Below are 23579 nucleotides of genomic sequence, written 5' to 3' on the forward strand. Positions count from 1 at the left end.
AGAAAGGGGCCGGTGCTTTTCGGAGCGCCGGCCCCTTCGCTTGTCCGGTCGGAGCACGGGCCCCTTACGCTCGGCGGGCGGACTTTCAGCGGTTGACCACGGTGATCGAGGCGCCTGGAAAGAGGTCGGCGTAGAGGTGGGCGGGGAAGCGCTCGCCGGGGAAGGTCTGCAAGGCCACCTCACGCAGAGCCGGCAGCCGCGCGGCGAGGGCGGAGAGATCCTCGGTCCCGTACAGGGCGGTGACGCGAAGGGACGTCACCTCCGACAGCTCAGGCATGGCCCTGACGGAGTCCGGAAAACGAGTGACGAAGTCTCCGTTGAGGTGGAGGCTGGTCAGCCGCGGGAGCGCGAGGACGGACCGCCAGTCGGCGGTCTCCAGCGGAGTCCTCAGCTGCCCCAGGCTGAGTTCCTTGAGAGTGGTCCAGTGCTCCAGCCCGCGCAGGCCCGTGCGATTCGTGGTGTACCGCCCCAGGAAGAGGAACTCCAGCGGCGCGCCGACCGGCAGGACGTCGGTGAGGCTCTCGCCGGGAAGTTCCTGGTCGACGGAGAGCCGTAGCAGCGAACGCAGTGATCCCAGCCCCGTGAGGTCGTGGATCCGGCCGCAGGCGAGATCGACGAGACGCAGAGAGGCTAGCCGGTCGAGGCCCTGGGCCAGCAGGCAGCCTTCGAGCCGCAGGCCGCCGAGGGAGCCGAACGGCAGCAGGGCGCCCAGGTCTTCGACGTGGATGTTCCCCCGTAGATCGATGAGGGTCACCGTCTCCGGTGCCGGGACAGCGGCCAGGACGTCGGGGATCGGATGGTCGCCCCGGAGGTCCAGCCCGTGCCAGGGCCGCATCCGGCGCAGGGCCTCGCGCTGCTCCCCGGAATGGCAGGTGACCAACAGGTCGGTCCGGTCCAGATGGTCCAGCACCTCCGCCGCGTACTCCTCGGTGTCGAAGCGGCTCCAGGTGCCCACGAGTTGCCGACGCACCTCCAGGTCCGAGTGCTCCCGGAACCGGCGCAGCACGCCCATGGCCCCCGTGGGCTCCTCGGCGCCCAGTATCGACGCGGTGGTCGTGACCCTCAGGGCCTCCGCGTCGCTCAACCCCTCCGGCCCCGGCAGCAGCTCCAGCACCAGGGCCCCGGTCTCCGCCAGCAGTTTCGCCTCCTCCGCTGTCCGGGGCGGGATGAGTGCGGCGGCCTGGGTCTCCACCTCGGCCCGTACGCCGGGGTCGAGTGCCGTCGAGTGTTCGAGGCAGGCCAGGGCCAGCAGTGTCAGCCGGGGTGAGTTGCGGGCGATCAGGTGCCGTAGCAGCGTGGCCCGTTCCCGGGGGCGGGCGTGGGCCACCGCCAGGCGGATCACGTCCTCCCACTGGGCGTCGTCGGCGTGGCTGATGAGGACGTCGAGGTGGCCCTCCGCCACCGCGTAGCGGGCGCCCAGGTAGTCCTGGAACGTGCGGTGCACGAAGTCCACGACGCCCTCGGCCGGTTGACGCAGCAGCCCGCTGCGCAGCAGCAGAAGGCGGAGCACCGTCGTGGCGTCCCCCTGCCCGGCGGCCGCGGCCACCGTCGGCAGGCAGCGTTCGACGATGCCCTCGGCTGTCTCGGTGTCCATCTCCGTGCGGCCGCTCAACACCAGTGCGTAGGCGAGGCGTTGCAGCAGCTCCAGCTGGACCTCCTCGCTCAGCTCCAGGCCGTCCAGCGCGCTCATGCCCCGCTCCCGGTCGCGGCGGGTGAGCAGCATCGCGAGGGCGGCGTCGTACAACTCCTTGCGGCCCGTGGGGAGATAGCCCCGTCGTTCCCGGTGCAGGGCGCAGATCAGGCCGCACATCAAGGGGTTGGTGGCGAGGCGGGCCAGGTCGCGTTTGGTGTGCAGGGCGTCGAGCAGGGCCGGCTCGTACTCCGGGGCTCGGGCCGCCTCGTGCCAGCGGTGGACGAAGGTGGTCACGTCGGCGCGACGCATGGGGGCCAGGGCCACTTCCCGGAAGCCTTCCTCGGCCAGCCAGTCGGGCCGTACGGCCGTCGGGCGCGAGGTCAGCATCCAGTGGTTGCCCGGGAAGGCGCGGATCAGGTCGAGGAGCCAGTCGCGGGTCCGGTGGCGGTCGGCGGACGGGATCTCGTCCAGGCCGTCCACCAGGACCAGACCCCGCCCCGCGGTCAGGACGCGTTCCGCCCAGCCCTCGGGTGGTGCCAGGGGGCAGCCGACCGCCGTGAGGAACGTGGACGGCGGCGGGAGGGTGCCCGCTCGGAGCAGGGTGCGCAGGGGGAGAACGTACGGGATGCGGTCGCCCTCCGCGGCCGCTGTCACCGCGAGCCACTGCACCAGCGTCGTCTTGCCGGAGCCCGCCTCGCCGCGCAGCAGCACACGGTCATGGCCGCGCATGGCCTGCTCCGCCGGCAGCTGGAGCGTGACAGGGGCCGGCCGGCCGTCCGGCGCCCGGTCGGGCGGGGACTCCTCCGTCGCCGTCGCCTCCAGGCTCAGATAGGCCACCTCCAGCGGCCAGCGGTCCGGGGAGTCGCGCAGGTCGATGCCGTAGATGGTGATGTGGTTGTGGCGTTCGGCCACGTACGGCAGATAGCGGCGTTCGAAGGCGGTGTCACGGCTGTCGGGGCGGGGCATCCGGGTGATCAACTCGTCCACCCTGGCGATCAGTTCGGCCTGCATCCGGGTCTGTTCGACGAGGGTGCGGGGTACAAAGGTGGAGCGCTTGGTGAAGAACTCCAGGATCTGGAGGCAGGCCCACTCCGTCGCGGAGTCGAGGAAGAGGCGGGCGTCCATGGACAGGCCGTCGGCCGCGGGGGCGTTGCGGTGCAGTTCCCTGGCCAGCTCGCGATGGCCGAGGCGGACGGCCTGGACGTCGTCCATGTCGAGGTCGCCGACGGCGAGCAGCCTGCGGGCCAAGGCGTCGGCGACCGCGGTCTGCTCGTCGGCGGGGAAGGGCGGTTCGCCGGGCGAGTCCACCGCCTCGCGGACCAGGTGCCTGGCGAGTCTGCGGACGTCGTCATCGGCCAGCTGCCGTTTCTCGCCCCGGAAGGAGACGAGCTGCGACAGCCGTACGGGCTTGTCGACCAGCCCGGCGCCGGGACCGTCGGCGACGAACAGCTTCTTCACCAGCGGCGCGATCAGGCTTGACGCCAGCTTTCCGCCGAGAACCGTGGGCTCCATCCGCCGCATCCCCCCTGTGGCTGTGCGAACGAAGGGAGCCTAGCGGCGGTTTCGGCAGCCGGCGTCAGGTGATTTCGGCGACCGACGGTTCCCCGTCGCCGACTACGACAGCTGTCCGTCGTAGTCCGGCAGCTTGTACGTCTTCTCGGCGTGGCCGCCCGACAGATCGGTGGCGCTGTTGCCGATGTTCGCGATGATCGTGTAGCCCTTCGACTCGATGTCGACGCGCTGGGCGGTCTTGTAGGCGGCGACGTCCTTGAAGAGGTCGACCAGGCCGCGGGTGTAGAGACCGGAGACGTCGTAGCCGTCGTGCTCGAGGTTGTACTCGGTGGGCAGGTAGATGACGCCCGGGCGGGCGGTGACGAAGAAGAGGGAGACGCCGTGCTCCTGGGCGTACTCGGCGACTGCCAGGACCGGCTTGTTGGCGGGCTGCGGGTAGCTGAAGCCGAAGTCGGTCTCCAGCGTGGTGTTGTCGATGTCGAAGACGATCGCCTGCTTCTCGCCCGGCTCGGTGGCGGCGATGCGCTGCTTCAGATAGGGCAGTGCCTGGTCCATCACGGACCGGCAGTCCTGCTGCCAGGTCGCGTAGTCGACCTCGGCGGCGGCGGCGGTCGAGGCGGTGCTCGTGGACGTCGCGGCCTCGGCGGGGGCGGCCATCGCGACAAGGGCGGCCGCCGAGAGGGCGGTTGCGGAGATACGGCGAGCCCAGGGGCCTCGTCTGTTCATCGGTGGGGGTCCTCTCACATCCGTACGCTGCCGGTGTCGTGGGCATGATCGTGCGTGAGGGTGGCGCGAGGGGAACCGTAGGGTTACTGGACGGTAGGCGTACAGAGACGTACGTCACAACCCGCTGTGCGACTTGGCGAGTTCGGGCGCAGCCGTGGCGCCAGGGAATGGGGGACCGGTGTCGTGAGCGATCGCCATCCTGGCGACGCCCGCCTCGCGCGTTCGCGGCCCGAGGGCCCGCCGGACCGGTTGAGTGAAGAGCCTGTGCGTGACGGCGCTCACGTCAATTCGGCGCCCATGGCGGGCGGTTCCGGGCACGTCCCCGAGCTCCGTACACCGGTCGCGTCGGAGTAGCCCCCGTCACATTCGCAGGTCCTCGGATCCCGGCGGCCGGTGACATGCCGCACAGGCGATTTGTCCGTTACTACCCGAGATAGTGGGGTCCCAAATGGTTGCAAAAGGGACTTTAGGCCTGGAATCGCCCCAGTGTTCCCCGAGGCCAGGGCGCTTCGGTGTCGAATGGGCGTTGTGTCAAGAAGTGCGAAGTTTCGGGGCTAATTACTAGCTTCCGTCGTAGATCACACATTTGAGTGTTCATGGGGCGCCGGGTTACCAAGGTGTGGCTGGTCCGGCGAACTCCCGTACGCCGGGTGGCTCATCTGTCCCCGTACCCATGAGGTTTCGATGTCTCAGCGCGCCATGTCCCGTTCTTCCCGTACGTCCCTGCTCCGCACCCGTGCCGCAGTGCTGGCCGCCGGTCTGGGAGTGTCGGTCGCGCTGGGAGCCGGGGTCGCGTCCGCCGCCACGCCGGCCGCCGCCCCGGCTGCCGCCAAGACCGCAGCCACGTCCGCCTCCTGGGTCCACCCGGTGGCGAAGTACACGCTCAGCGCGACCTTCAACCAGGCCGGCGGCATGTGGGCGCACAAGCACAGCGGCCAGGACTTCGCCGTGCCGGTCGGCACCAACGTCGTCGCCGCGCACGGCGGAACGGTCGTCAAGGCGGGTGGCAACGGCGCCGGCGACGGTCCGGCGTACGGCAACGCCATCGTCATCAAGCACGGCAACGGGACCTACTCGCAGTACGCCCACCTGTCGCGCATCGACGTGAAGATCGGTCAGGTCGTCAAGACCGGCCAGCACATAGCCCAGTCCGGCAACACCGGCAACTCCAGCGGCCCGCACCTGCACTTCGAGATCCGCACGACCCCGAACTACGGCTCGGCGGTCAACCCGGTCTCCTTCCTGCGCAGCCACGGCGTGAAGGTCTGACCGGCTCCGGTCACGAGCCCTGGTGGGCTCGCGTCACCTGATCGACGGCGACCTCGAGGACGGCCTTGCGCTTGTCCTCGGGGTCGCCTTCGAGGTCCTGCAGGACGAACATGCCGGCGTGCAGCGTGAACAGGGCGCTGACGCAGCGCACCTGGTCGACCAGGGGGGCGTCCGGGTCGATGATGATGTCGCGCAGGCCGCGCATGCGGTCCTTGAACGTGTCGCCGATGCGCAGTTCCCGTATCGTCGCCTGGTTCTCCTGCATGAAGCGGAACAGTGGTGACGCGTCGATGAGGGCCTGGTGGTAGCGCCGTATGATCTCCTGCTTGGTCTCCAGCGTGTGCGGCTGCCCCTTGCCCCACTCGACGAGCTCCTCCATGGGCCTCGTCAGGTCCTCGAAGATGCTGACCAGGATCTGTTCCTTGGTCTTGAAGTGGTAGTAGAGGGCGGCCTTCGTGACGTCGAGACGCTCGGCGATCTCGCGCAGCGAGGTCTTCTCGTAGCCCTGCTCGGCGAAGAGTTCGAGCGCGACGTCCTGGATGCGCTGGCGGGTGTTGCCGCGGCGCTGCTGCTTGGTGCCGTCCATGGTGACGCCCATCCTCGTACTCCTTGCGCTCCCAGGAAACTTACTTGACGACCGGCTAGTTGCGGGTCTATTTTCCCAGTGTAGTCAACTAGCCGGTCGGCAAGTAAGTGGCCCGGCCTGGGGGAGTGGGAACGATGGCGGACATACAGACGGTCGACGCGGTCGACACAGGGGCCAGGGACGGCGAGAAACAGCCGAAGAGCGTGCGGGTGGTCCTGCTCGCGCTGATGATCACGATGATGCTGGCGATGCTCGACAACATGATCGTGGGCACGGCCATGCCGACGATCGTGGGCGACCTGGGTGGACTGGAACACCTCTCCTGGGTCGTGACGGCGTACACCCTCGCCACCGCGGCCGCCACCCCGATCTGGGGCAAGCTCGGCGACATGTACGGCCGCAAGGGCTCCTTCATGTCGTCGATCGTGATCTTCCTGATCGGCTCCGCGCTGAGCGGCATGGCCCAGAACATGGGCGAACTGATCGGGTTCCGGGCCGTTCAGGGGCTCGGGGCCGGCGGTCTGATGGTCGGCGTCATGGCGATCATCGGCGACCTCATTCCGCCGCGTGAGCGCGGCAAGTACCAGGGCATGATGGCCGGCATCATGGCGCTGGCGATGATCGGCGGACCGCTGGTCGGTGGCACCATCACCGACAACTGGGGCTGGCGCTGGTCCTTCTACATCAACCTGCCGCTCGGCGTGGTCGCGCTCGTCGCGATCAGTGCGGTACTGCACCTGCCGAAGAAGCGGGCCAAGACGCGCATCGACTACCTGGGCGCCGCGCTGCTGACGATCGGCATCACGTCCATCGTCCTCGTCACCACCTGGGGTGGTACGGAGTACGCCTGGACGTCCGCGCGGATCATGGAACTCATCGGGATCGGCGTCGCCGCGCTGGTCGGGTTCTTGTTCTGGCAGACCAGGGCCGCCGAGCCGATCGTGCCGCTGCACATCTTCCGCAGCCGCAACTTCACCCTGATGTCGATCATCGGCTTCGTCACCGGTTTCGCCATGTTCGGCGCCACGCTCTTCCTGCCGCTGTACCAGCAGGCGGTGCAGGGCGCGTCCGCGACCAACTCCGGTCTGCTGCTCCTGCCCATGCTGGGCGCGATGCTCGTGACGTCGATGGTCGCCGGGCGGGTCACCACCAACACCGGCCGCTACAAGATCTTCCCGGTCGTCGGCGGTGTGCTGATGGTGGGCGGTCTCTACCTGCTGTCGACGATGGACACGGACACCAGCCGCTTCATGTCCGGTGTCTTCATGGCCGTCCTCGGCCTCGGCATGGGCTGCCTGATGCAGATCACCATGCTGGTGGCGCAGAACAGCGTGCAGATGAAGGACATGGGCGTCGCGTCCTCCTCCACCACCCTGTTCCGGACGCTCGGCTCTTCGTTCGGCGTCGCGATCATGGGCGCGCTGTTCAACAACCGCGTCCAGGACGTCATGGCCGAGAAGGCCGGCGCGCTGGGCGCGAAGATCACCGAGCAGTCCGCGCAGCTGGACGCCGCGAGCCTGGCGAAGCTGCCCGAGGCGGCGCGGGAGGCGTACCAGCAGGCGGTGTCGGCCGGTACGCACTCGGCGTTCGTGCTGGGGGCGGCGGTGGCCCTGGTCGTGATGGTGGCGTCGGTGTTCGTGAAGGAGGTTCCGCTCAAGGGGGCGGGGCCGAAGGGGGACGAGGCGGCCCAGGCGGCTCAGCCTCCGCTGGCCGAGTCCGTCTGACCTGTTGACGAGCTGAAGGCCCCCGGCTGGTGTCCGCCCCGGGGGCCTTCGCCCTGCCCGGGGGCGACGGGTTGTCCGGTGCTCGACGGTTCACCTGGTGGCCGACCGGGTCAGAAGCGAGCCCCTGCTGAACCGAACCTCTGCCGAAGTGGGCCGGCGCTACTTCCCCGAAGGCAGCATCGGATAGCTCCCCGTGCTCGTCGGCGCGTGCTCCGGCAGCCACAGCACGGCGACCGCGCCCTCTGCCGGGATGTGCTCCGGCGCTCCGGCCGGGCGGACGTTGCGGAAGGTCAGACGGGCGCCGAGCACCCGGGCCTGGCCCGCCGCGATCGTCAGACCGAGGCCGTGGCCGCGCCCCGAGCGGTCGCTGCTGCCGGTGCGGAAGCGGCTGGGTCCCTCGGCGAGCAGGGCCTCGGGGAAGCCGGGGCCGTGGTCGCGGACCCGGATGACCCGGCCCTCGACGCTGACCTGGATCGGCGGTCTGCCGTGTCGGGCGGCGTTGGCCAGCAGGTTGAACAGCACGCGTTCGAGGCGCCGCGGGTCGGTGGTGACCTCCGACTCGTGCACCACGCGCACCTCGACATCGGGGTCCTTCGCCGCCACCCGCCGGGTCACGAACTCGCCCAGGACGATGTCCTGCAACTCGGCCCGCTCGGAGGCGCCGTCCAGCCGGGCCACCTCCAGGACGTCCTCGACGAGCGTGCGCATCGCCTTCGCCCGGTCCAGCACGAGTTCCGTCGGGCGGCCCGGCGGCAGCAGCTCGGCGGCCGTGAGCAGCCCGGTCACCGGGGTGCGCAGCTCGTGCGCGATGTCGGCGGTGACCCGGCGCTCCGCCTCCAGGCGTTGCTGGAGCGCGTCCGCCATCGCGTCCACCGCGCGCGCGAGGTCGTCCGTCTCGTCCCGTACGACACCGCCGATGGCGTCCCGTACCCGTACGTCGGTCTCGCCCTTGGCGACCTGGTTCGCCGCGGCGGCCGCCTTGCGCAGCCGGCGCGAGAGCTGGCCGCCGATGAGCACACCGAGCGCGCTGCCGCCGAGGACCACCGCGATGGAGCCGATCACCAGGGCCTGGTCGAGGTCCTTGAGGATGTCCGTGCTGCGGTCGGTGAACCCGGCGTGCAGCGACAGCACATGCCCGTCCTTGACCGGCACGGCCGCCCAGATGTCCGGCACCCCGCCCGCGCGGTCGGACACGAACGTCGCCCGGCGTCCCTCGGCGACCTTCTCCCGCAGTTCCGACGGCAGCCCCGGGTCGTCGATCACCACTTTGGGGAAGTTCGGCCGCCCCGACACCTCGTAGTTGTGCTGGGCGATCTGTACGCGCTCGTCCGCGAGGTCGCGCGCGTTGTCCAGCATCGAGACCCGGGCGGCGTTGTGCACGACCAGGCTGAGCGCGATCGCCACCAGCGCGCCGACCAGCGCGATGGCCGCGCTGAGCTTCCACCGCAGACCCGTACGTATGCCCGAGCGCTCCACGTCGACCGGGAGCAGGCGTCCGATGATCCCCCGCATGGCCGCCCCGCTCAGGCCTTCAACTTGTAGCCGAAACCGCGGACCGTCTCGATCCGGTCCTGGCCGATCTTCGTGCGCAGTCGCTGCACATGGACGTCGACCACGCGGGTGTCCCCGCCCCAGCCGTAGTCCCACACGCGCTCCAGGAGCTTGTCGCGCGAGAGCACCGTGCCCGGCGCGGAGGAGAACTCCAGGAGCAGCCGCATCTCGGTCGGGGTCAGGCCCACCGGCTGCCCGGCGCGGCGTACCTCCATGCCCTCCGTGTCGATCTCCAGTTCGCCGAAGGTCAGGACCCCGCCGGTGGCGGCGGAGGCAGCCTCGTCCGCGCGGTCGGCACCGCCGGCGTGCCCGAAGCGGCGCAGCACCGCACGGATGCGGGCCACCAGGACGGCACCGTCGAACGGCTTGGTCACATAGTCGTCGGCGCCCGCCTCCAGGCCCAGTACGACGTCGATGGAGTCCGCGCGCGCCGACAGCATGATCACCGGAACCGTGGACTCGTCGCGGATGCGCCGGCACAGGCTGACGCCGTCCAGCCCGGGCACCATGACGTCCAGCAGCGCGATGTCGGGGCGGTTCGCCCGGAACGCCTCCAGGCCCGACAGACCGTCGGGCATGGCGGTGACCGCGAAGCCGTCCCGCTCCAGGGCGAGCTGGGTGGCCTCGCGGATGACGTCGTCGTCCTCGACGAACAGGACGTGGGTGTGGTCTGCCATCCCGGTGTTCTCAGTCCTTCTGGGGTGTCTCTGCGTGAGGGGGGTGGGTTCAGTTGCTCTCGGGCACGGCTGTGGGCTCGCCGCCCACGGCGTTGCCGTACTCGCTGTGGGTGCGGTACTCCTCGGTGAACCGGTCCGAGGCCCAGCGGTAGGTGATCACGTTCTCGCCGGACGGATTCGTCACCGCGTCGCTCTTCTCATACACCTGCTTGGTCACCACCAGGTCGCCGCGGTCTATCTCCGCGTAGACCGGAGGCTCCTCGGCCTTGAAGACGTTGGTGTACCGGCCGCCGTGCTCGCGGTACACGTACGAGCCCACTCCGACAGCGTCACCGCAGGTGAGCACGTTGACGACGACGTCGCTGGCCGATCCTCCGGTCAGGTCGCCGTACGACACGTCCACCGGGTACTCGTTTCCGACGCACGGCTTCAGCTGCCGCTTGACCTCCGCGGAGACCTTCGGGTCCTCCTTGACGAGTTCGACCGCGTCCACCCGGTCCGGGGTGGCGGAGGGCGAGAGCATGGGGGAGGCGGCGCCCGCCACGGCGTCAGCGTGGGCCGGACCCTCGTCACGGGCGCCGGTGCCGCCGGTGGCGCACGCGGCGGCGAAAAACCCGAGGGCGGCGAGCACGACCATCGCCGTGATCACCGCCGGGAAGGTCCCGCGGGCCGCTGTGGGCCCGGCGCCGGTCAGGCCGCGCAACGCTCCTGCTCCTCACGCTCCAGCGCGCGTGCGTCCAGATCGCGGCTCTCCAGCTCCTCGCGGAGCCGGGCGAGCGCCCGGTGCAGCGTGCTCTTGACCGTTCCGGCCGACATGCCCAGGGCCGCGGCCGTTTCCTCCGTGGACATCTGCTCCCAGTGTCGCAGCACGACGACACTGCGCTGCTTCGGGGCGAGCACCTTCATGGCGTCCATCAGCAGGGCACGGTCCGCGTGCTGCTCGGTGGAGTCGTCGACGGAGGCGTCCGGCAGCTGCTCGGTGGGCACCTCTTCGAGCTTCCGCGCCCGCCACCACTCGGTCCTCGTGTTGATCATGACCCGCCGCAGGTAGGCGTCCGCCAGCCGCTTGTCCGCTATGCCCTCCCAGCGGCCGTACGTCCGTGCCAGCGCCGTCTGCAGGAGATCCTGGGCATCGACCGGATCCGGGACCAGCCGACGCGCGCTGCGCAGCAGCGCGTCCTGCCTGGTGCGGACGTACTCCTCGAATTCGAGCACCTCGCCCTGCGCCATGATCGACCGCCTCCGTTCCCCGTTTTTCTCCGGCCCGCGCCGTCGTCCCCGTGGTCCTGCCGGGCACAGAAATGAAGCTACGGAGGTGTTGTCACGGGGCTGTCCGAAGCAGCCTGCGGGAAGCGCTCGGCTGTCCGTCGGTTGTGTAACGGAAGTAGGTTCGGGGTAAGGCGACGGGGTGACTGGTCCTGATATAGGGCGATTTGGGCTCTGTGCGGGCGAGGCGTCTCCCAAGGATCGGCTGTGAAGAAGCCCCGCCCTCTGTGATGTGACTGTGCGTCAGGTCAGTGGCAGCCGGTACCGGCCGCCCGGCAGCGGCTCCACCAGACCGTCCGCCACGAGCCCGTCCAGGGCCCGGGCGCGCTGTACCGGCTCGTGCCACACCCGGTCGAGCGCGGCCTGCGGGACCGGCGCGTGGGCCTCCCTGAGTACGGCGAGCAGCTTGCCGCGGACCTGACGGTCCGTGCCCGCGTATGTCTGGCCGCGGCGCGGCGGGCCCTCGTGCTCCGGCTTGCCCGCGAGCCGCCAGGCGCACTGCGTGGCGATCGGGCAGCGGTGGCAGGTCTCGTTCTTCGCCGTGCACACCAGTGCGCCGAGCTCCATGGAGGCGGCGGCCCACCGCGCGGCGGTGCGCTCCTCCTCGGGCAGCAGGGCGCGGGCCAGCTTGCGTTCGGCGGCGGTGGTGGCGTTCGGCGGGTACTGGACGCCGGTGACCGCGCGCGCGAAGACCCGGCGGACGTTGGTGTCCAGCACCGCGTGCCGTCGGCCGTACGCGAACGACGCCACGGCCGCGGCCGTGTACTCGCCGATGCCGGGCAGGGCGAGGAGCTGGGCGTGGTCGGACGGTACGTCGCCGCCGTGCCGCTCCGTTATGGCGACAGCGGCGCCGTGCAGCCGCAGGGCGCGGCGCGGGTAGCCGAGCCGGCCCCAGGCGCGCACGGCCTCGCCGGGGGCGTCCTCGGCGAGGTCGGCGGGGCGGGGCCAGCGGGCCATCCACTGCTCGTAGACCGGCAGGACGCGGTTCACCGGGGTCTGCTGGAGCATGAACTCGCTCACCATCACGCCCCAGGGGCCGGCCTCCGGGCGCCGCCAGGGGAGGTCGCGGGCGTGTTCGTCGAACCAGGTGATGACGGGGGCGTGCAGGTGCTCTCCGCCGGGGGAGTCGCCGGGGGAGCCGGGGGCCGGGACGGTGTGCGGGGGTTTCGTGGGCGCAGTCATGGCATTCCGATCCTGCCACGGGTCGACCGGGCGTGGTTCGAGGCTGGCCCGATGCGGATGGTGTCCGATTATCGGAGCACTCCCTTGCCGGCGACCGCTCACCGGGTCGGCCGCCGCCGAAACCGCACCCGGAAGTGCCGCTTCCGGAATGATGATCCGGAAAAGTTGCGTACCGGCGGCGGGTGGGTCAAGCGAACGCGGGGATCTCTCGTACAGTTTGCGCCGTGGGATCTCTGCGCAATCCGGTCGGGCCGCTTCCCTCCACCATCTACTGGCGACGGAGGGCCGTACTGCTGTCTGTGGTCGCCCTGTTGGCGCTGCTGATCGCGTGGATCGTCAGTTCGGGCGGCGGGGGCGGCAACACCGGTGCCGGCGGGGCCGACGGCAAGAATCCCGCCTCCTCGATCACGCCCGGGCCGTCCGGCTCCGGGCCCGCCATCAGTCAAGCCCCGGGCGGGCGCGACGAGTCGACGGGCGGGGACTCCGGCGGGTCCGGTTCGGGTTCGGGCTCGGGCGACTCCGGTGCGTCCACCGGTACGAGCAGTGCCGACCCGTCGGGGTCCGGCAGCGGCTCGGACGACGATTCCGACGGCGGTTCCGCCGGTGGCGGCGGCACGGGCACGCTGCCGGCCGGTTCCACGCTGCCCAACTGCACGGCCGGCGTGGTCACCTTGACGTTGAGCAGCGTCCAGAACTCCTACTCGCCCGATGAGACGCCCACGTTCCGGCTGACCGCTAAGAACTCGTCCGGCAGTGACTGCAAGGTCGATCTCGGTCCGAAGAGCGCGGTGTTGACGATCACTCAGACCGGGAGCGGTGACGCCTACTGGTCGTCGGACGACTGCCCCAAGGTCTCCGGGGGCCTGCTGTACCGGGTGCCGGCGGGCAGCAGCGCCGCGTACACCGTGAAGTGGGACCGCAAGCCGAGCGCTCCCGAGTGCGCTACGCCCCCGGCGGGGTCGGCCGGCGCGGGCACGTATCTGGTGGAGGCGAAGGCGCCGGGGTTCGCGAAGGCGCAGACGTCGTTCGTACTGTCGGCGGACTAGGGTCTGCGCGGCGCGGCGCCTGCGGCGTCCGAGTGCCTGCAGAGCCCGCAGAGCCCGCTGCACTGCAGCGCCTGCAGTGTCTGCGGCGCCTCGGCAGCTGACGTGCCTCAGTGCCTGAGGTGCCTCAGACGTACCGCTCCAGGATCGACGACTCCGCCAGCCGCGACAGCCCCTCACGGACGCTGCGTGCCCTCGCCTCGCCGACGCCGTCGACCGTCTGGAGGTCGTCCACGCTGGCCGCGAGCAGCTTCTGGAGGCCGCCGAAATGTTCCACCAGGCGGTCGATGATCGCGCCCGGCAGGCGCGGGACCTTGGCCAGCAGGCGGAAACCACGGGGGGACACCGCCGAGTCGAGGGCCTCGGGGGAGCCGGTGTAGCCCAGCGCCCGTGCCACCGTGGACAGTTCGAGGAGCTCCGCGTGGCTGAGGGCGTCGAGCTCGGCGAGCGCCTCGTCGACCGTGCGGGAACGCTTGGCCGTGGGCTCGGGGACGTAGTCCCGGACGACCAGTTCACGCTCGGGCTCCACGCCCGCGATCAACTCGTCCAGCTGGAGGGCGAGGAGGCGGCCGTCGGTGCCCAGTTCGACCACGTATTCAGCGATTTCGGTGGCGATGCGGCGCACCATCTCCAGACGCTGGGAGACCGCCGAGACGTCCCGGACGGTGACCAGGTCCTCGATCTCCAGCGCCGACAACGTTCCCGCGACCTCGTCGAGGCGGAGCTTGTAGCGCTCCAGGGTCGCCAGCGCCTGATTGGCGCGGGACAGGATCGCCGCCGAGTCCTCGAGGACGCGGCGCTGACCGTCGACGTAGAGGGCGATCAGGCGCATCGACTGGGAGACCGAGACCACCGGGAAGCCGACCTGCTTGGAGACCCGGTCCGCCGTGCGGTGCCGGGTACCCGTCTCCTCCGTGGGGATCGTGGGGTCGGGCAGGAGCTGTACACCCGCGCGCAGGATCTTCGACAGGTCCGACGACAGGACGATGCCGCCGTCCAGCTTGCACAGCTCGCGCAGGCGCGTGGCCGTGAACTCGACATCCAGGACGAATCCGCCCGTACACATCGACTCCACGGTCTTGTCGGAGCCGAGCACGATGAGTCCGCCGGTGTTGCCGCGCAGAACCCGCTCGAGGCCGTCGCGCAGGCCCGTACCGGGCGCCACGGCGCTCAGCGAGGCGCGCATCAGACCATCGGCACCGGAACTCCCACCGGACTTTCCGGGAGCTGCTACCCGGTCGTTGGCTGCCACTGCACTCCTCCGGTCGCAGGTTCTGGGGCGCCCCGTTTCGCGCACTCTTTTCGTACGGACGGGCGAGACCAGGGCAAAGTCTACCGGCGGTCCTCGTCCTCCCGTGGGGCCTCTCGGCGACGCGAGCGCGGCAGGACCCGCAGCGCGTCCCCTATGTCGGCGACTTCCAGGACCTTCATGCCGGCAGGGATCTTGCCGGGGTCGCCCGGCACGAGCGCGTGCGTGAAGCCCAGGCGGTGGGCCTCGGCGAGCCGGCGCTGGACGCCCGTGACGCGTCTGACCTCGCCCGCGAGGCCCACTTCGCCGATCGCGACGAGGTTCTTGGGCAGCGGGGTGTCGCTCGCGGCCGACGCGAGCGCGAGCGCGATGGCCAGGTCCGCGGCCGGCTCCGAGAGCTTCACTCCGCCCACCGTCGCGGAGTAGATGTCCCGCTTGCCGAGGGCGCTGATCCGGCCCCGCTGCTCCAGCACCGCGAGCATCATCGAGACGCGGGAGGTCTCCAGGCCGGAGGTCGTACGGCGCGGTGAGGGGATCTGCGAGTCGACAGTGAGCGCCTGCACTTCGGCCACCAGCGGGCGGCGGCCCTCCAGGGTGACTGTCAGGCAGGTGCCGGGGACCGGTTCGTCACGACGGGTCAGGAAAAGTCCGCTCGGGTCGGTAAGGCCCGTGATGCCCTCGTCGTGCAGTTCGAAGCAGCCGACCTCGTCCGTGGCGCCGTAGCGGTTCTTGACGCCCCGGACCAGGCGCAGGCGCGCGTGCCGGTCGCCCTCGAAGTGGAGCACGACGTCCACCAGGTGCTCCAGCAGGCGCGGGCCCGCGATCGCCCCGTCCTTGGTGACGTGGCCCACCAGGAGGGTGGACATCCCACGCTCCTTGGAGGCCCGGATCAGGGCCCCCGCCACCTCCCGCACCTGGGCCATACCGCCGGGCGCACCGTCGATCTCCGGGGACGCCACCGTCTGCACGGAGTCGAGGATCAGCAGCGACGGCTTCACCGCGTCCAGGTGGCCCAGCACGGCCGCCAGGTCGGTCTCGGCGGCGAGATACAGGTGATCGTCGATGGCCTTGATGCGGTCGGCGCGCAGCCGGACCTGGCTGGCCGACTCCTCACCCGTGACGTAGAGCGTGCGGTGCTCGTCGCTCGCCGACTTCGCCGCGACGTCGAGGAGGAGGGTCGACTTGCCGACGCCGGGCTCGCCCGCGAGGAGCACGACCGCGCCGGGTACGAGCCCGCCGCCGAGGACGCGGTCCAGCTCGGGCACCCCGGTGGTCCGGGCGGTGGCCTGGCGGCTGTCGACCTGCCCGATGGGCACGGCGGAGGTGGTGACGCGGCCCGGTGCCGTCGTACGGACCGCGGGTGCGCCGTACTCCTCGACCGTCCCCCATGCCTGGCACTCGGCGCAGCGGCCGAGCCACTTGGCCGTCTGCCAGCCGCACTCCGTGCAGCGGAAGGACGGGCGGTCCTTGGTGGTCTTCGTACGGGCAGCCATGGACGAAACCGTAGCCGGAGGCACTGACAACGCGGCCACGCCCACCCCGCACCAAGCCCGTACTCGCCCCGCACCAGCCCCGTACTCGCCCCGCGTCGGCCCGCCCCCCCAACCGCGCACCGCCCGGAACCAGCCACGTCCCGTCACGAACGAGCCATGGCGCGACGCCTTCCGGTCCCCTTATGAGGGATCGTTTCACCCGTACGGATTAAAAGTGCTCAAGGGGACGGAAAGGACCTGCTCACGCCGCCTACGGTCGCACGGGTGATGAGCAGCAGTCCGGACACCTCGACCCGCACCACCGGCGCACACCGGGCGCACCCGGAGGCGAGCGCCCGCGCTGCGGCGCACACGCTGGAGCAGCGGCCGCCCGCGCGTTACGAGCCCTACCTGGACGGCCTCTTCACGTACTGCCTGTCCGTGCTCTGCGACCACGACACGGCGACCGCCACCCTGGGCGACGTCCTCGCGCTCGCCGAGCGGCGCGGCCAGCGCGCCCCGCAGGCCGCCGGGGACCGCAGGGCCTGGCTGTACGCGCTGGCCCGCTGGTCGTGCCTGCGCAAGCTGGCCGAGGCCAAGCAGAAACGTCTGGGCACGCACGCGGCGGGCCGCCACGGCCCCCGGCAGCGCCCCCCGCAACCCGCCGCCCAGCCCGTCTCCGACGAGGTCCAGGAGCAGCGGCGGCGCGAACTCGCCCTGCTGGCCTGGCCGGAGGCCGCCGGTACCACCCCCGAACAGCGAGAGGCGCTCGAACTCGCCGTGCGCCATCACCTCGCCGCCCACGAGGTCGCCGCCGTCCTCGGCCTGGACCTCGCCTCGGCCCGTGATCTGCTCGCCTCCGCCGCCTGCGAGGTCGAGCGCACCCGCGCGGCCCTCGCCGTCGTGGAGACCGGCGGCTGCCCCAGCGTCGCCCACCTCACCGGCGACCAGCAGCTCGTCCTCAGCGCGACGCTGCGCCGCGAGCTGGTCCGGCACGTCGACGACTGTCCGCGCTGCCGTCGCTCCGCCGAGCGCGCCGTTCCCGGCCGCTGGCCCGGCATCATGATCACGCCCGCCGAGCTGCCCGTCCTGGAGGCTCCCCGCGCGGCCCTGTACACGGCGATGGCGAACCTCCCACGCGCGCGGGGCGCCGCCGTGCCGCGCTTCGACCGGCGCGGCTTCCCGATGGAACCCAAGGACCGCACGGCCCGCCGGGACCGGCTCCGCGCGCGTGCCGTCACCACGACCGTCGTCGCCACCGTCATCGCCGCCCCCGTGCTCGCGCTGTGGGCCGCCTACCGGGGCACGCCCACGGGCGAGGGGTCCGACGGCCGTTCCACGAGCGCGAGCGCGACCGAGGCGCAGGGCCCCGGCAGCCTCGAAGGCGAGGTGGCGGACGACTACGAGAACGCGGGCAACGCCGGCACCAGACCCGGCGCCCGCGTCGGCAGGGGCAACAACCGGGACGTCTCCGTGGAGGTCGTCAGCGTCACCGGGGCCGGCCGCAAGGGCGCGGGCCACCTGGACGTGACGGCGGGCGGCAGCGGCGACACCACGCTGATCACCCTCACCGCGACCGGCGAGTCAGCGGTCCGCTGGTCGGCCACGACCGGAGCGGGGTGGCTCTACCTCAGCCAGTCGTCGGGAACGCTGGCGCCCGGCGATTCGTTGACGATCAAGGCGTACGTGGACCATCTGCGCGAGCCGTCCGGCCACTGGAGCGCGCGCGTGGCGATCGCACCGGCCGGCGCCGTCGTCTCGATCGACGGCTACGGCACCGCCCCCTCCGGCCCGCACAGCCCCAGCGACCCGCCCGTCCCGTCCGGCCCGGACCCGACCCCTACGACCTCGGCCCCCTCCGACCCGACGCCGAGCGATCCGCCCCCGCCTCCGCCCTCCGACCCGGACCCCACGCCCACGGGCCCGGCCTCGTCCGACCCGGGAGACTCGACGCCCTCGCCCGACAACGGGGCCGACCCGAGCCCGTCCACCTCGTAGGCGCGGGGGCGCAGGAGGTGAAAGGGGCGTAAGGGGCGCAGGCTGTGTGGCCCTCAGGCCACCGGATCCGCCGGATGCGGCGCCAGCAACGGCAGCTGCGAGGCCAGCCGCTCCTCGCACAGCTCGACCAGACGGTCGTAGCCGGCCTTGCCCATCAGCTCGATCAGCTCGGGCCGGTAGGTGACGTACACCGGGTCGCCCGCGCCGTGCGCCGAGGTCGCCGACGTGCACCACCAGTGCAGGTCGTGGCCGCCCGGGCCCCAGCCCCGGCGGTCGTACTCACCGATCGACACCTGGAGCACACGCGTGTCGTCGGGCCGGTCGATCCAGTCGTACGTCCGCCGTACCGGCAGCTGCCAGCACACGTCGGGCTTCGTCTCCAGCGGCTCGCGGCCCTCCTTGAGGGCGAGGATGTGCAGCGAGCAGCCCGCGCCGCCGGCGAAGCCGGGCCGGTTCTGGAAGATGCACGAGCCCTGGTAGGGGCGGGTCTGGCGGGAGCCCTCGTCGTCCTCCGAGATCCAGCCGGTCTTGGTGCCCACGTCGTGGTTCTGCCAGATCTCCGGGGTGAGCCGCGCCACGTGCCCGGCGACCCGTTTCTCGTCGTCCTCGTCGGAGAAGTGGGCGCCCAGAGTGCAGCAGCCGTCGTCCGCGCGGCCGGCCTGGATGCCCTGGCAGCCGCTGCCGAAGATGCAGTTCCAGCGAGAGGTCAGCCATGTCAGATCGCACCGGAAGACCTGCTCGTCGTCTGCCGGATCAGGGAACTCCACCCACGCGCGCGCGAAGTCGAGCCCCTTCTCGTCGCTCACCGTCGGGGCCTTGTCCGACCGGGGCGCCTTCGCCTGCGAAGAACCCTTGGCGGATTTGGCCGACTTTTCGTCCTTCGCCTTTTTCGTCTTTGGCACCCGTCCAGAGTAAGTCGCCCGAGCCCTCTTCCGGGACCGCTCCGGAGCCTGAGCACAGCGCCCCTGGCAGTAGCGTTCCCTGTATGAGACTCGGTGTCCTCGACGTGGGATCGAACACGGTGCATCTGCTGGTGGTGGACGCGCACCCCGGCGCACACCCGCTGCCCGCGCACTCGCACAAGGCGGAACTGCGCCTTGCCCAACTCCTCGACGGGGACGGAGCGGTCGGTCCCGACGGGGTCGACAAACTGATCTCCGTGATCCAGGGGGCGCTCCAGGCCGCCGAGGACAAGGGTGTCGAGGACCTGCTGCCGTTCGCGACCTCCGCCGTGCGTGAGGCCAGCAACGCCGACGACGTCCTCGCGCGCGTGCAGGCCGAGACCGGTGTCGAGTTGCAGGTCCTCACGGGGGCGGAGGAGGCCCGCCTCACCTTCCTCGCCGCCCGCCGCTGGTACGGCTGGTCGGCGGGAAGACTGCTGGTCCTGGACATCGGCGGCGGCTCCCTGGAGATCGCCTACGGCATGGACGAGGAGCCCGACGCGGCCGTCTCGCTGCCCCTCGGCGCGGGCCGCCTCACCGCCGGCTGGCTGCCCGGCGACCCGCCCGACCCCGAGGCGATAAGGGCGCTGCGCCGCCATGTCCGGGCCCAGATCGCCCGCACGGTGGGGGAGTTCAGCCGCCTCGGCGCCCCCGACCACGTCGTCGCCACGTCCAAGACCTTCAAGCAGCTGGCCCGCATCGCGGGTGCCGCCCGCTCCGCCGAGGGCCTCTACGCCCAGCGCGAGCTCAAGCGGGAGTCCCTGGAGGCCTGGGTGCCCCGGCTCGCCGGGATGACGACCGCGCAGCGCGCGGAGCTGCCCGGCGTCTCCGAGGGCCGCGCCGGCCAGCTGCTGGCGGGCGCGCTGGTCGCCGAGGGCGCGATGGACCTGTTCGGCGTCGAGTCCCTGGAGGTCTGCCCGTGGGCCCTGCGCGAGGGCGTGATCCTGCGCAGACTGGACCACATGGGATCGGCGTGACGCTCCGCCCCACGCCGCCGAAGCGCTGTGGGAGGGCGTGATCCTGCGCACACGGGCGACTGGCCCCCATGGGATCGGCATGCCGCTCCGCCCTCCGTCGCCGAAGCGCTGCGGGAGGGCGTGTTCCTGCGCGCAGGCTGGCCCCCATGGGATCGGCACGACGCCTTGAACCCCCGCCACCGTGCGCCGCGCCCGCGCGCTTGAACGCGTGCCCGGTCGCCGCGGCCGCGCGGTAACCCGCTCCCCGGCGCGAAGCACGGCCCCGTACGCTGTCCCTCGTGGCAGAACCAGTCGTGCGCGTCCCGGATGCGAAGGTCGCCCTGTCGACGGCTTCCGTCTATCCGGAGTCGACGGCTACGGCCTTCGAGATCGCCGCGCGCCTCGGCTACGACGGTGTCGAGGTCATGGTCTGGAACGACCCGGTCAGCCAGGACATCGAGGCACTGCGCCGGCTCAGCGACCACCATCAGGTCCCGATCCTCGCCGTGCACGCCCCGTGCCTGCTCATCACCCAGCGGGTGTGGTCCACCGACCCCTGGACCAAGCTCCAGCGTGCCCGCGCGGCCGCCGAGAAGCTCGGCGCGAGCACCGTCGTCGTCCATCCGCCGTTCCGCTGGCAGCGGCAGTACGCGCGTGACTTCGTCGCCGGGATCTGGCGGATGGCGAACGAGACGGATGTGCGGTTCGCCGTCGAGAACATGTACCCGTGGCGCTACCGCGACCGCGAGATGCTGGCGTACGCCCCCGACTGGGACGTCACGAAGGACGACTACCGCCACTTCACGATCGACCTCAGCCACACCGCCACCGCCCGCACCGACGCGGTCCAGATGATCGACCGCATGGGCGACCGTCTCGGCCATGTCCACCTGGCCGACGGCAGCGGCTCCGGCAAGGACGAGCACCTCGTCCCGGGCCGCGGCAGCCAGCCCTGCGCCGAGCTGCTGGAGCGTCTCGCCCGGACCGGCTTCGACGGGCACGTGGTCATCGAGGTCAACACCCGCCGGGCCATGTCCAGCGCCGAGCGCGAGGCCGACCTGGCGGAGGCGCTGGCCTTCACGCGCCTGCACCTGGCATCGGCGGCGAAGGTGCCCCGGCCATGACCGGCGCGACCGCCCGCAAGCGCGGCCGGCCCCCTCGTACGGAGTCCGTCGGCACCCGCGAACGCATCCTGGCCGCCGCCCGCGAGGAGTTCTCCGAGCGCGGCTACGAGAAGACGTCCGTGCGCGGCATCGCCAAGGCCGCGGGCGTGGACTCGGCGCTGGTGCACCACTACTACGGCACCAAGGAGCAGGTCTTCGAGGCGGCGATCGAGGTCGCCTTCGCGCCCGCGCTGAACGCGCCGACGGCGGTGGCGGACGCCCCGCCGGACGAGGTCGGCGAACGCCTCGCCCGCTTCATCTTCGGCATCTGGGAGAACCCCACCACCCGTAAGCCCCTGCTGGCGATCGTCCGTTCCGCGGTCAACAACGACACCGCGGCCGCCGTCTTCCGCCGGCTGGTCGCCTCCCAGCTGCTGCGCCGCATCGCGTCCCAGCTCGACCTGCCGGACGCGGAACTGCGCGCCGAACTCGCGGCCGCCCAGCTCGTGGGCTGCGCGATGCTGCGGTACGTGATCAAGGTGGAGCCGCTGGCGTCGGCGGACCTGGAGCAGATCATCGCGCGGGTGGCGCCGGTGGTGCAGGGGCATCTCACCGGCCCCTGACACCTGGCGCGCGGCGGGACCGGCCCCGGCGCCCGCGGTGGGACCGCCCCCGAAACCCCCTGTCGAGTGAGACATGTGTCCCGCATTCCGGACACCCTGTCCCGACCCCTGGATGACCGGCGTACGCTCGTTAGCAGTCAGAAGTCTCTGATCGCAGTCTCTGAAGGAGCGAGCGACGATGCCCGAGCTGAGGTCCCGCACAGTCACCCACGGTCGCAACATGGCGGGCGCCCGCGCCCTTATGCGCGCCTCCGGTGTACCCGGTGCGGACATCGGCCGCAAGCCGATCATCGCCGTCGCCAACAGCTTCACGGAGTTCGTCCCGGGCCACACCCACCTCCAGCCGGTCGGCCGGATCGTCAGTGAGGCCATCAAGGAGGCCGGCGGCATCCCGCGCGAGTTCAACACGATCGCCGTCGACGACGGCATCGCGATGGGCCACGGCGGCATGCTGTACTCCCTCCCGTCCCGCGACCTGATCGCGGACAGCGTGGAGTACATGGTCGAGGCGCACTGCGCCGACGCCCTGATCTGCATCTCCAACTGCGACAAGATCACGCCGGGCATGCTGATGGCGGCCCTGCGGCTGAACATCCCCACGGTCTTCGTCTCCGGCGGCCCGATGGAGTCCGGCCGCGCGACCCTCGTCGACGGCACGGTCCGCACGCTCGACCTGGTCGACGCGATCTCCGACGCCGTGAACGACAAGATCTCGGACGAGGACATCCTCCGTATCGAGGAGAACGCCTGTCCGACCTGCGGCAGCTGTTCCGGCATGTTCACCGCCAACTCGATGAACTGCCTGACCGAGGCGATCGGCCTCTCCCTCCCCGGCAACGGCTCGGTCCTGGCCACCCACACGGCCCGCAAGGCGCTGTACGAGAACGCGGCCCGCACGGTCATGGACATCACCCGCCGCTACTACGAGCAGGACGACGAGACGGTCCTGCCCCGCGCCGTCGCCAACTTCGCCGCCTTCCAGAACGCCATGGCACTGGACATCGCGATGGGTGGCTCGACCAACACGATCCTGCACCTGCTGGCCGCCGCCCAGGAAGCGGGCGTCCCCTTCGGCCTGGAGGAGATCAACGAGGTCTCCCGCCGCGTGCCCTGCCTGGCGAAGGTCGCCCCGAACGTCGCCAAGGACCGCACGTACTACATGGAGGACGTGCACCGTGCGGGCGGTATCCCGGCGCTGCTGGGTGAGCTGCACCGCGCGGGCCTGCTCAACGAGGACGTGTACTCCGTGCACAGCCCGTCCCTGGCCGACTGGCTGAAGACGTGGGACGTGCGCGGCGGCTCCCCGTCCGCCGAGGCGGTGGAACTGTGGCACGCGGCCCCCGGCTGCGTCCGCTCCGCCGAGGCCTTCTCCCAGTCCGAGCGCTGGGAGGCCCTCGACGAGGACGCCGAGGGCGGCTGCATCCGCTCCGCCGAGCACGCGTACTCCAAGGACGGCGGCCTGGCGGTCCTCAAGGGCAACCTCGCGGTCGACGGCTGCGTCGTGAAGACGGCCGGCGTCGACGAGTCGATCTGGACCTTCGAGGGCCCCGCGGTGGTCTGCGAGTCCCAGGAAGAGGCCGTCGAGAAGATCCTCAACAAGCAGGTGACGGACGGAGACGTCGTCGTCATCCGCTACGAGGGCCCCAAGGGCGGCCCCGGCATGCAGGAGATGCTCTACCCGACCTCCTTCCTCAAGGGCCGCGGCCTGGGCAAGACCTGCGCCCTGATCACGGACGGCCGCTTCTCCGGCGGCACCTCCGGTCTGTCCATCGGCCACGCCTCCCCGGAGGCCGCGTCCGGCGGCACGATCGCCCTCGTCGAGGACGGCGACCGCATCCGCATCGACATCCCGAACCGCACGATCGACCTGCTCGTCGACGACGCGGAGCTGGCCCGGCGCGAGCAGGCGCTCGGCGGGGTCTACGCGCCGAAGAACCGGGAGCGGAAGGTGTCGGCGGCGCTGCGGGCGTACGCGGCGATGGCGACCAGCGCGGACAAGGGCGCCGTGCGTGACGTGAGCAAGCTCGGCTGACGCTGTGCGGAAGGGGCCGTCCCTTCGGGGACGGCC

General features: G+C 71.2%; 19 protein-coding genes. 8 read left to right on the forward strand and 11 right to left on the reverse strand.

The features are described 5' to 3' along the window. Positions 1-85: 85 nt before the first annotated feature. Together ACFY16_RS13390 and ACFY16_RS13395 are read right to left on the reverse strand one after the other, a co-directional pair. Positions 86-3145: an NACHT domain-containing protein gene (locus ACFY16_RS13390; protein WP_390647202.1), complete on the reverse strand. Its 3060-nt coding sequence runs from the start codon at positions 3143-3145 to the stop codon at positions 86-88. Between the two features lie 102 nt (positions 3146-3247). After that, positions 3248-3871 carry an HAD family acid phosphatase gene (locus tag ACFY16_RS13395; RefSeq protein ID WP_390647203.1) on the reverse strand — a complete coding sequence of 208 codons (624 nt, stop codon included), beginning with the start codon at positions 3869-3871 and terminating at the stop codon, positions 3248-3250. Positions 3872-4555: 684 nt separating this feature from the next. Here ACFY16_RS13395 and ACFY16_RS13400 point away from each other — a divergent pair. Further along, on the forward strand, positions 4556-5140 hold the full coding sequence (locus ACFY16_RS13400; protein ID WP_390647204.1) for a M23 family metallopeptidase: 585 nt from the start codon (positions 4556-4558) through the stop codon (positions 5138-5140). A gap of 10 nt (positions 5141-5150) precedes the next feature. Here ACFY16_RS13400 and ACFY16_RS13405 read toward each other — a convergent pair whose 3' ends face one another. After that, positions 5151-5738: a TetR/AcrR family transcriptional regulator gene (locus tag ACFY16_RS13405; protein ID WP_390647205.1), complete on the reverse strand. Its 588-nt coding sequence runs from the start codon at positions 5736-5738 to the stop codon at positions 5151-5153. Positions 5739-5860: 122 nt separating this feature from the next. Here ACFY16_RS13405 and ACFY16_RS13410 point away from each other — a divergent pair, with 122 nt between their 5' ends. Then, complete coding sequence (locus ACFY16_RS13410; protein ID WP_390647206.1) at positions 5861-7450, forward strand: MDR family MFS transporter; 1590 nt, start codon at positions 5861-5863, stop codon at positions 7448-7450. Between the two features lie 159 nt (positions 7451-7609). On the opposite strand, the gene cseC is transcribed toward ACFY16_RS13410, so the two are convergent. The 5 genes from cseC to ACFY16_RS13435 form a co-directional block, all read right to left on the reverse strand. After that, the gene (cseC, locus tag ACFY16_RS13415; protein ID WP_390647207.1) at positions 7610-8962 is read right to left on the reverse strand and encodes a two-component system sensor histidine kinase CseC; all 1353 of its coding nucleotides are present in this window, start codon (positions 8960-8962) and stop codon (positions 7610-7612) included. Positions 8963-8973: 11 nt separating this feature from the next. Further along, positions 8974-9678, reverse strand: a complete 705-nt coding sequence (gene cseB / locus ACFY16_RS13420; RefSeq protein ID WP_390647208.1) for a two-component system response regulator CseB — start codon at positions 9676-9678, stop codon at positions 8974-8976. Between the two features lie 49 nt (positions 9679-9727). Further along, positions 9728-10381 (reverse strand): hypothetical protein, encoded by a 654-nt coding sequence (locus ACFY16_RS13425; protein ID WP_390647209.1) that lies wholly within the window; start codon positions 10379-10381, stop codon positions 9728-9730. Continuing rightward, entirely contained in the window at positions 10369-10908 is a 540-nt protein-coding gene (locus tag ACFY16_RS13430; protein WP_390647210.1) for a SigE family RNA polymerase sigma factor, read from the reverse strand. Before ACFY16_RS13430 ends, ACFY16_RS13425 begins: the two co-directional genes overlap by 13 nt. 279 nt (positions 10909-11187) lie before the next feature. Then, positions 11188-12126, reverse strand: a complete 939-nt coding sequence (locus tag ACFY16_RS13435; RefSeq protein WP_390647211.1) for an A/G-specific adenine glycosylase — start codon at positions 12124-12126, stop codon at positions 11188-11190. Positions 12127-12350: 224 nt separating this feature from the next. Between ACFY16_RS13435 and ACFY16_RS13440 the strand changes: the two genes are divergently transcribed. Next, a complete protein-coding gene (locus ACFY16_RS13440; protein ID WP_390647212.1) occupies positions 12351-13172 on the forward strand; it encodes a hypothetical protein in 822 nt (273 codons plus the stop codon). Positions 13173-13296: 124 nt separating this feature from the next. On the opposite strand, the gene disA is transcribed toward ACFY16_RS13440, so the two are convergent. Then, on the reverse strand, positions 13297-14421 hold the full coding sequence (disA, locus tag ACFY16_RS13445) for a DNA integrity scanning diadenylate cyclase DisA (protein ID WP_390647213.1): 1125 nt from the start codon (positions 14419-14421) through the stop codon (positions 13297-13299). An 80-nt stretch (positions 14422-14501) separates the two neighbouring features. After that, positions 14502-15911, reverse strand: a complete 1410-nt coding sequence (gene radA / locus ACFY16_RS13450; protein WP_390647214.1) for a DNA repair protein RadA — start codon at positions 15909-15911, stop codon at positions 14502-14504. Between the two features lie 264 nt (positions 15912-16175). On the opposite strand from radA, the gene ACFY16_RS13455 reads away from it, so the two are divergent. After that, on the forward strand, positions 16176-17888 hold the full coding sequence (locus tag ACFY16_RS13455; protein ID WP_390647215.1) for a hypothetical protein: 1713 nt from the start codon (positions 16176-16178) through the stop codon (positions 17886-17888). A gap of 53 nt (positions 17889-17941) precedes the next feature. Here the strand turns inward: ACFY16_RS13455 and ACFY16_RS13460 are convergent, their stop codons facing one another. Continuing rightward, the gene (locus tag ACFY16_RS13460; protein ID WP_390647216.1) at positions 17942-18790 is read right to left on the reverse strand and encodes a hypothetical protein; all 849 of its coding nucleotides are present in this window, start codon (positions 18788-18790) and stop codon (positions 17942-17944) included. Between the two features lie 83 nt (positions 18791-18873). On the opposite strand from ACFY16_RS13460, the gene ACFY16_RS13465 reads away from it, so the two are divergent. The 4 genes from ACFY16_RS13465 (at position 18874) to ilvD (ending at position 23543) form a co-directional block, all read left to right on the forward strand. Beyond that, positions 18874-19806: a Ppx/GppA family phosphatase gene (locus ACFY16_RS13465; protein WP_390647217.1), complete on the forward strand. Its 933-nt coding sequence runs from the start codon at positions 18874-18876 to the stop codon at positions 19804-19806. Between the two features lie 278 nt (positions 19807-20084). Beyond that, positions 20085-20909, forward strand: coding sequence for a sugar phosphate isomerase/epimerase family protein (locus ACFY16_RS13470; protein ID WP_390647218.1), 825 nt, complete (start codon positions 20085-20087; stop codon positions 20907-20909). After that, positions 20906-21511 (forward strand): TetR family transcriptional regulator, encoded by a 606-nt coding sequence (locus ACFY16_RS13475; RefSeq protein ID WP_390647219.1) that lies wholly within the window; start codon positions 20906-20908, stop codon positions 21509-21511. The genes ACFY16_RS13470 and ACFY16_RS13475 overlap by 4 nt, the downstream gene beginning before the upstream one ends. A 178-nt stretch (positions 21512-21689) precedes the next feature. Further along, positions 21690-23543 (forward strand): dihydroxy-acid dehydratase, encoded by a 1854-nt coding sequence (ilvD, locus tag ACFY16_RS13480; protein WP_390647220.1) that lies wholly within the window; start codon positions 21690-21692, stop codon positions 23541-23543. The last annotated feature ends 36 nt before the right edge of the window (positions 23544-23579 follow it).

The organism is Streptomyces sp. NPDC001315 (genome assembly GCF_042896175.1).
Classification (GTDB): domain Bacteria; phylum Actinomycetota; class Actinomycetes; order Streptomycetales; family Streptomycetaceae; genus Streptomyces.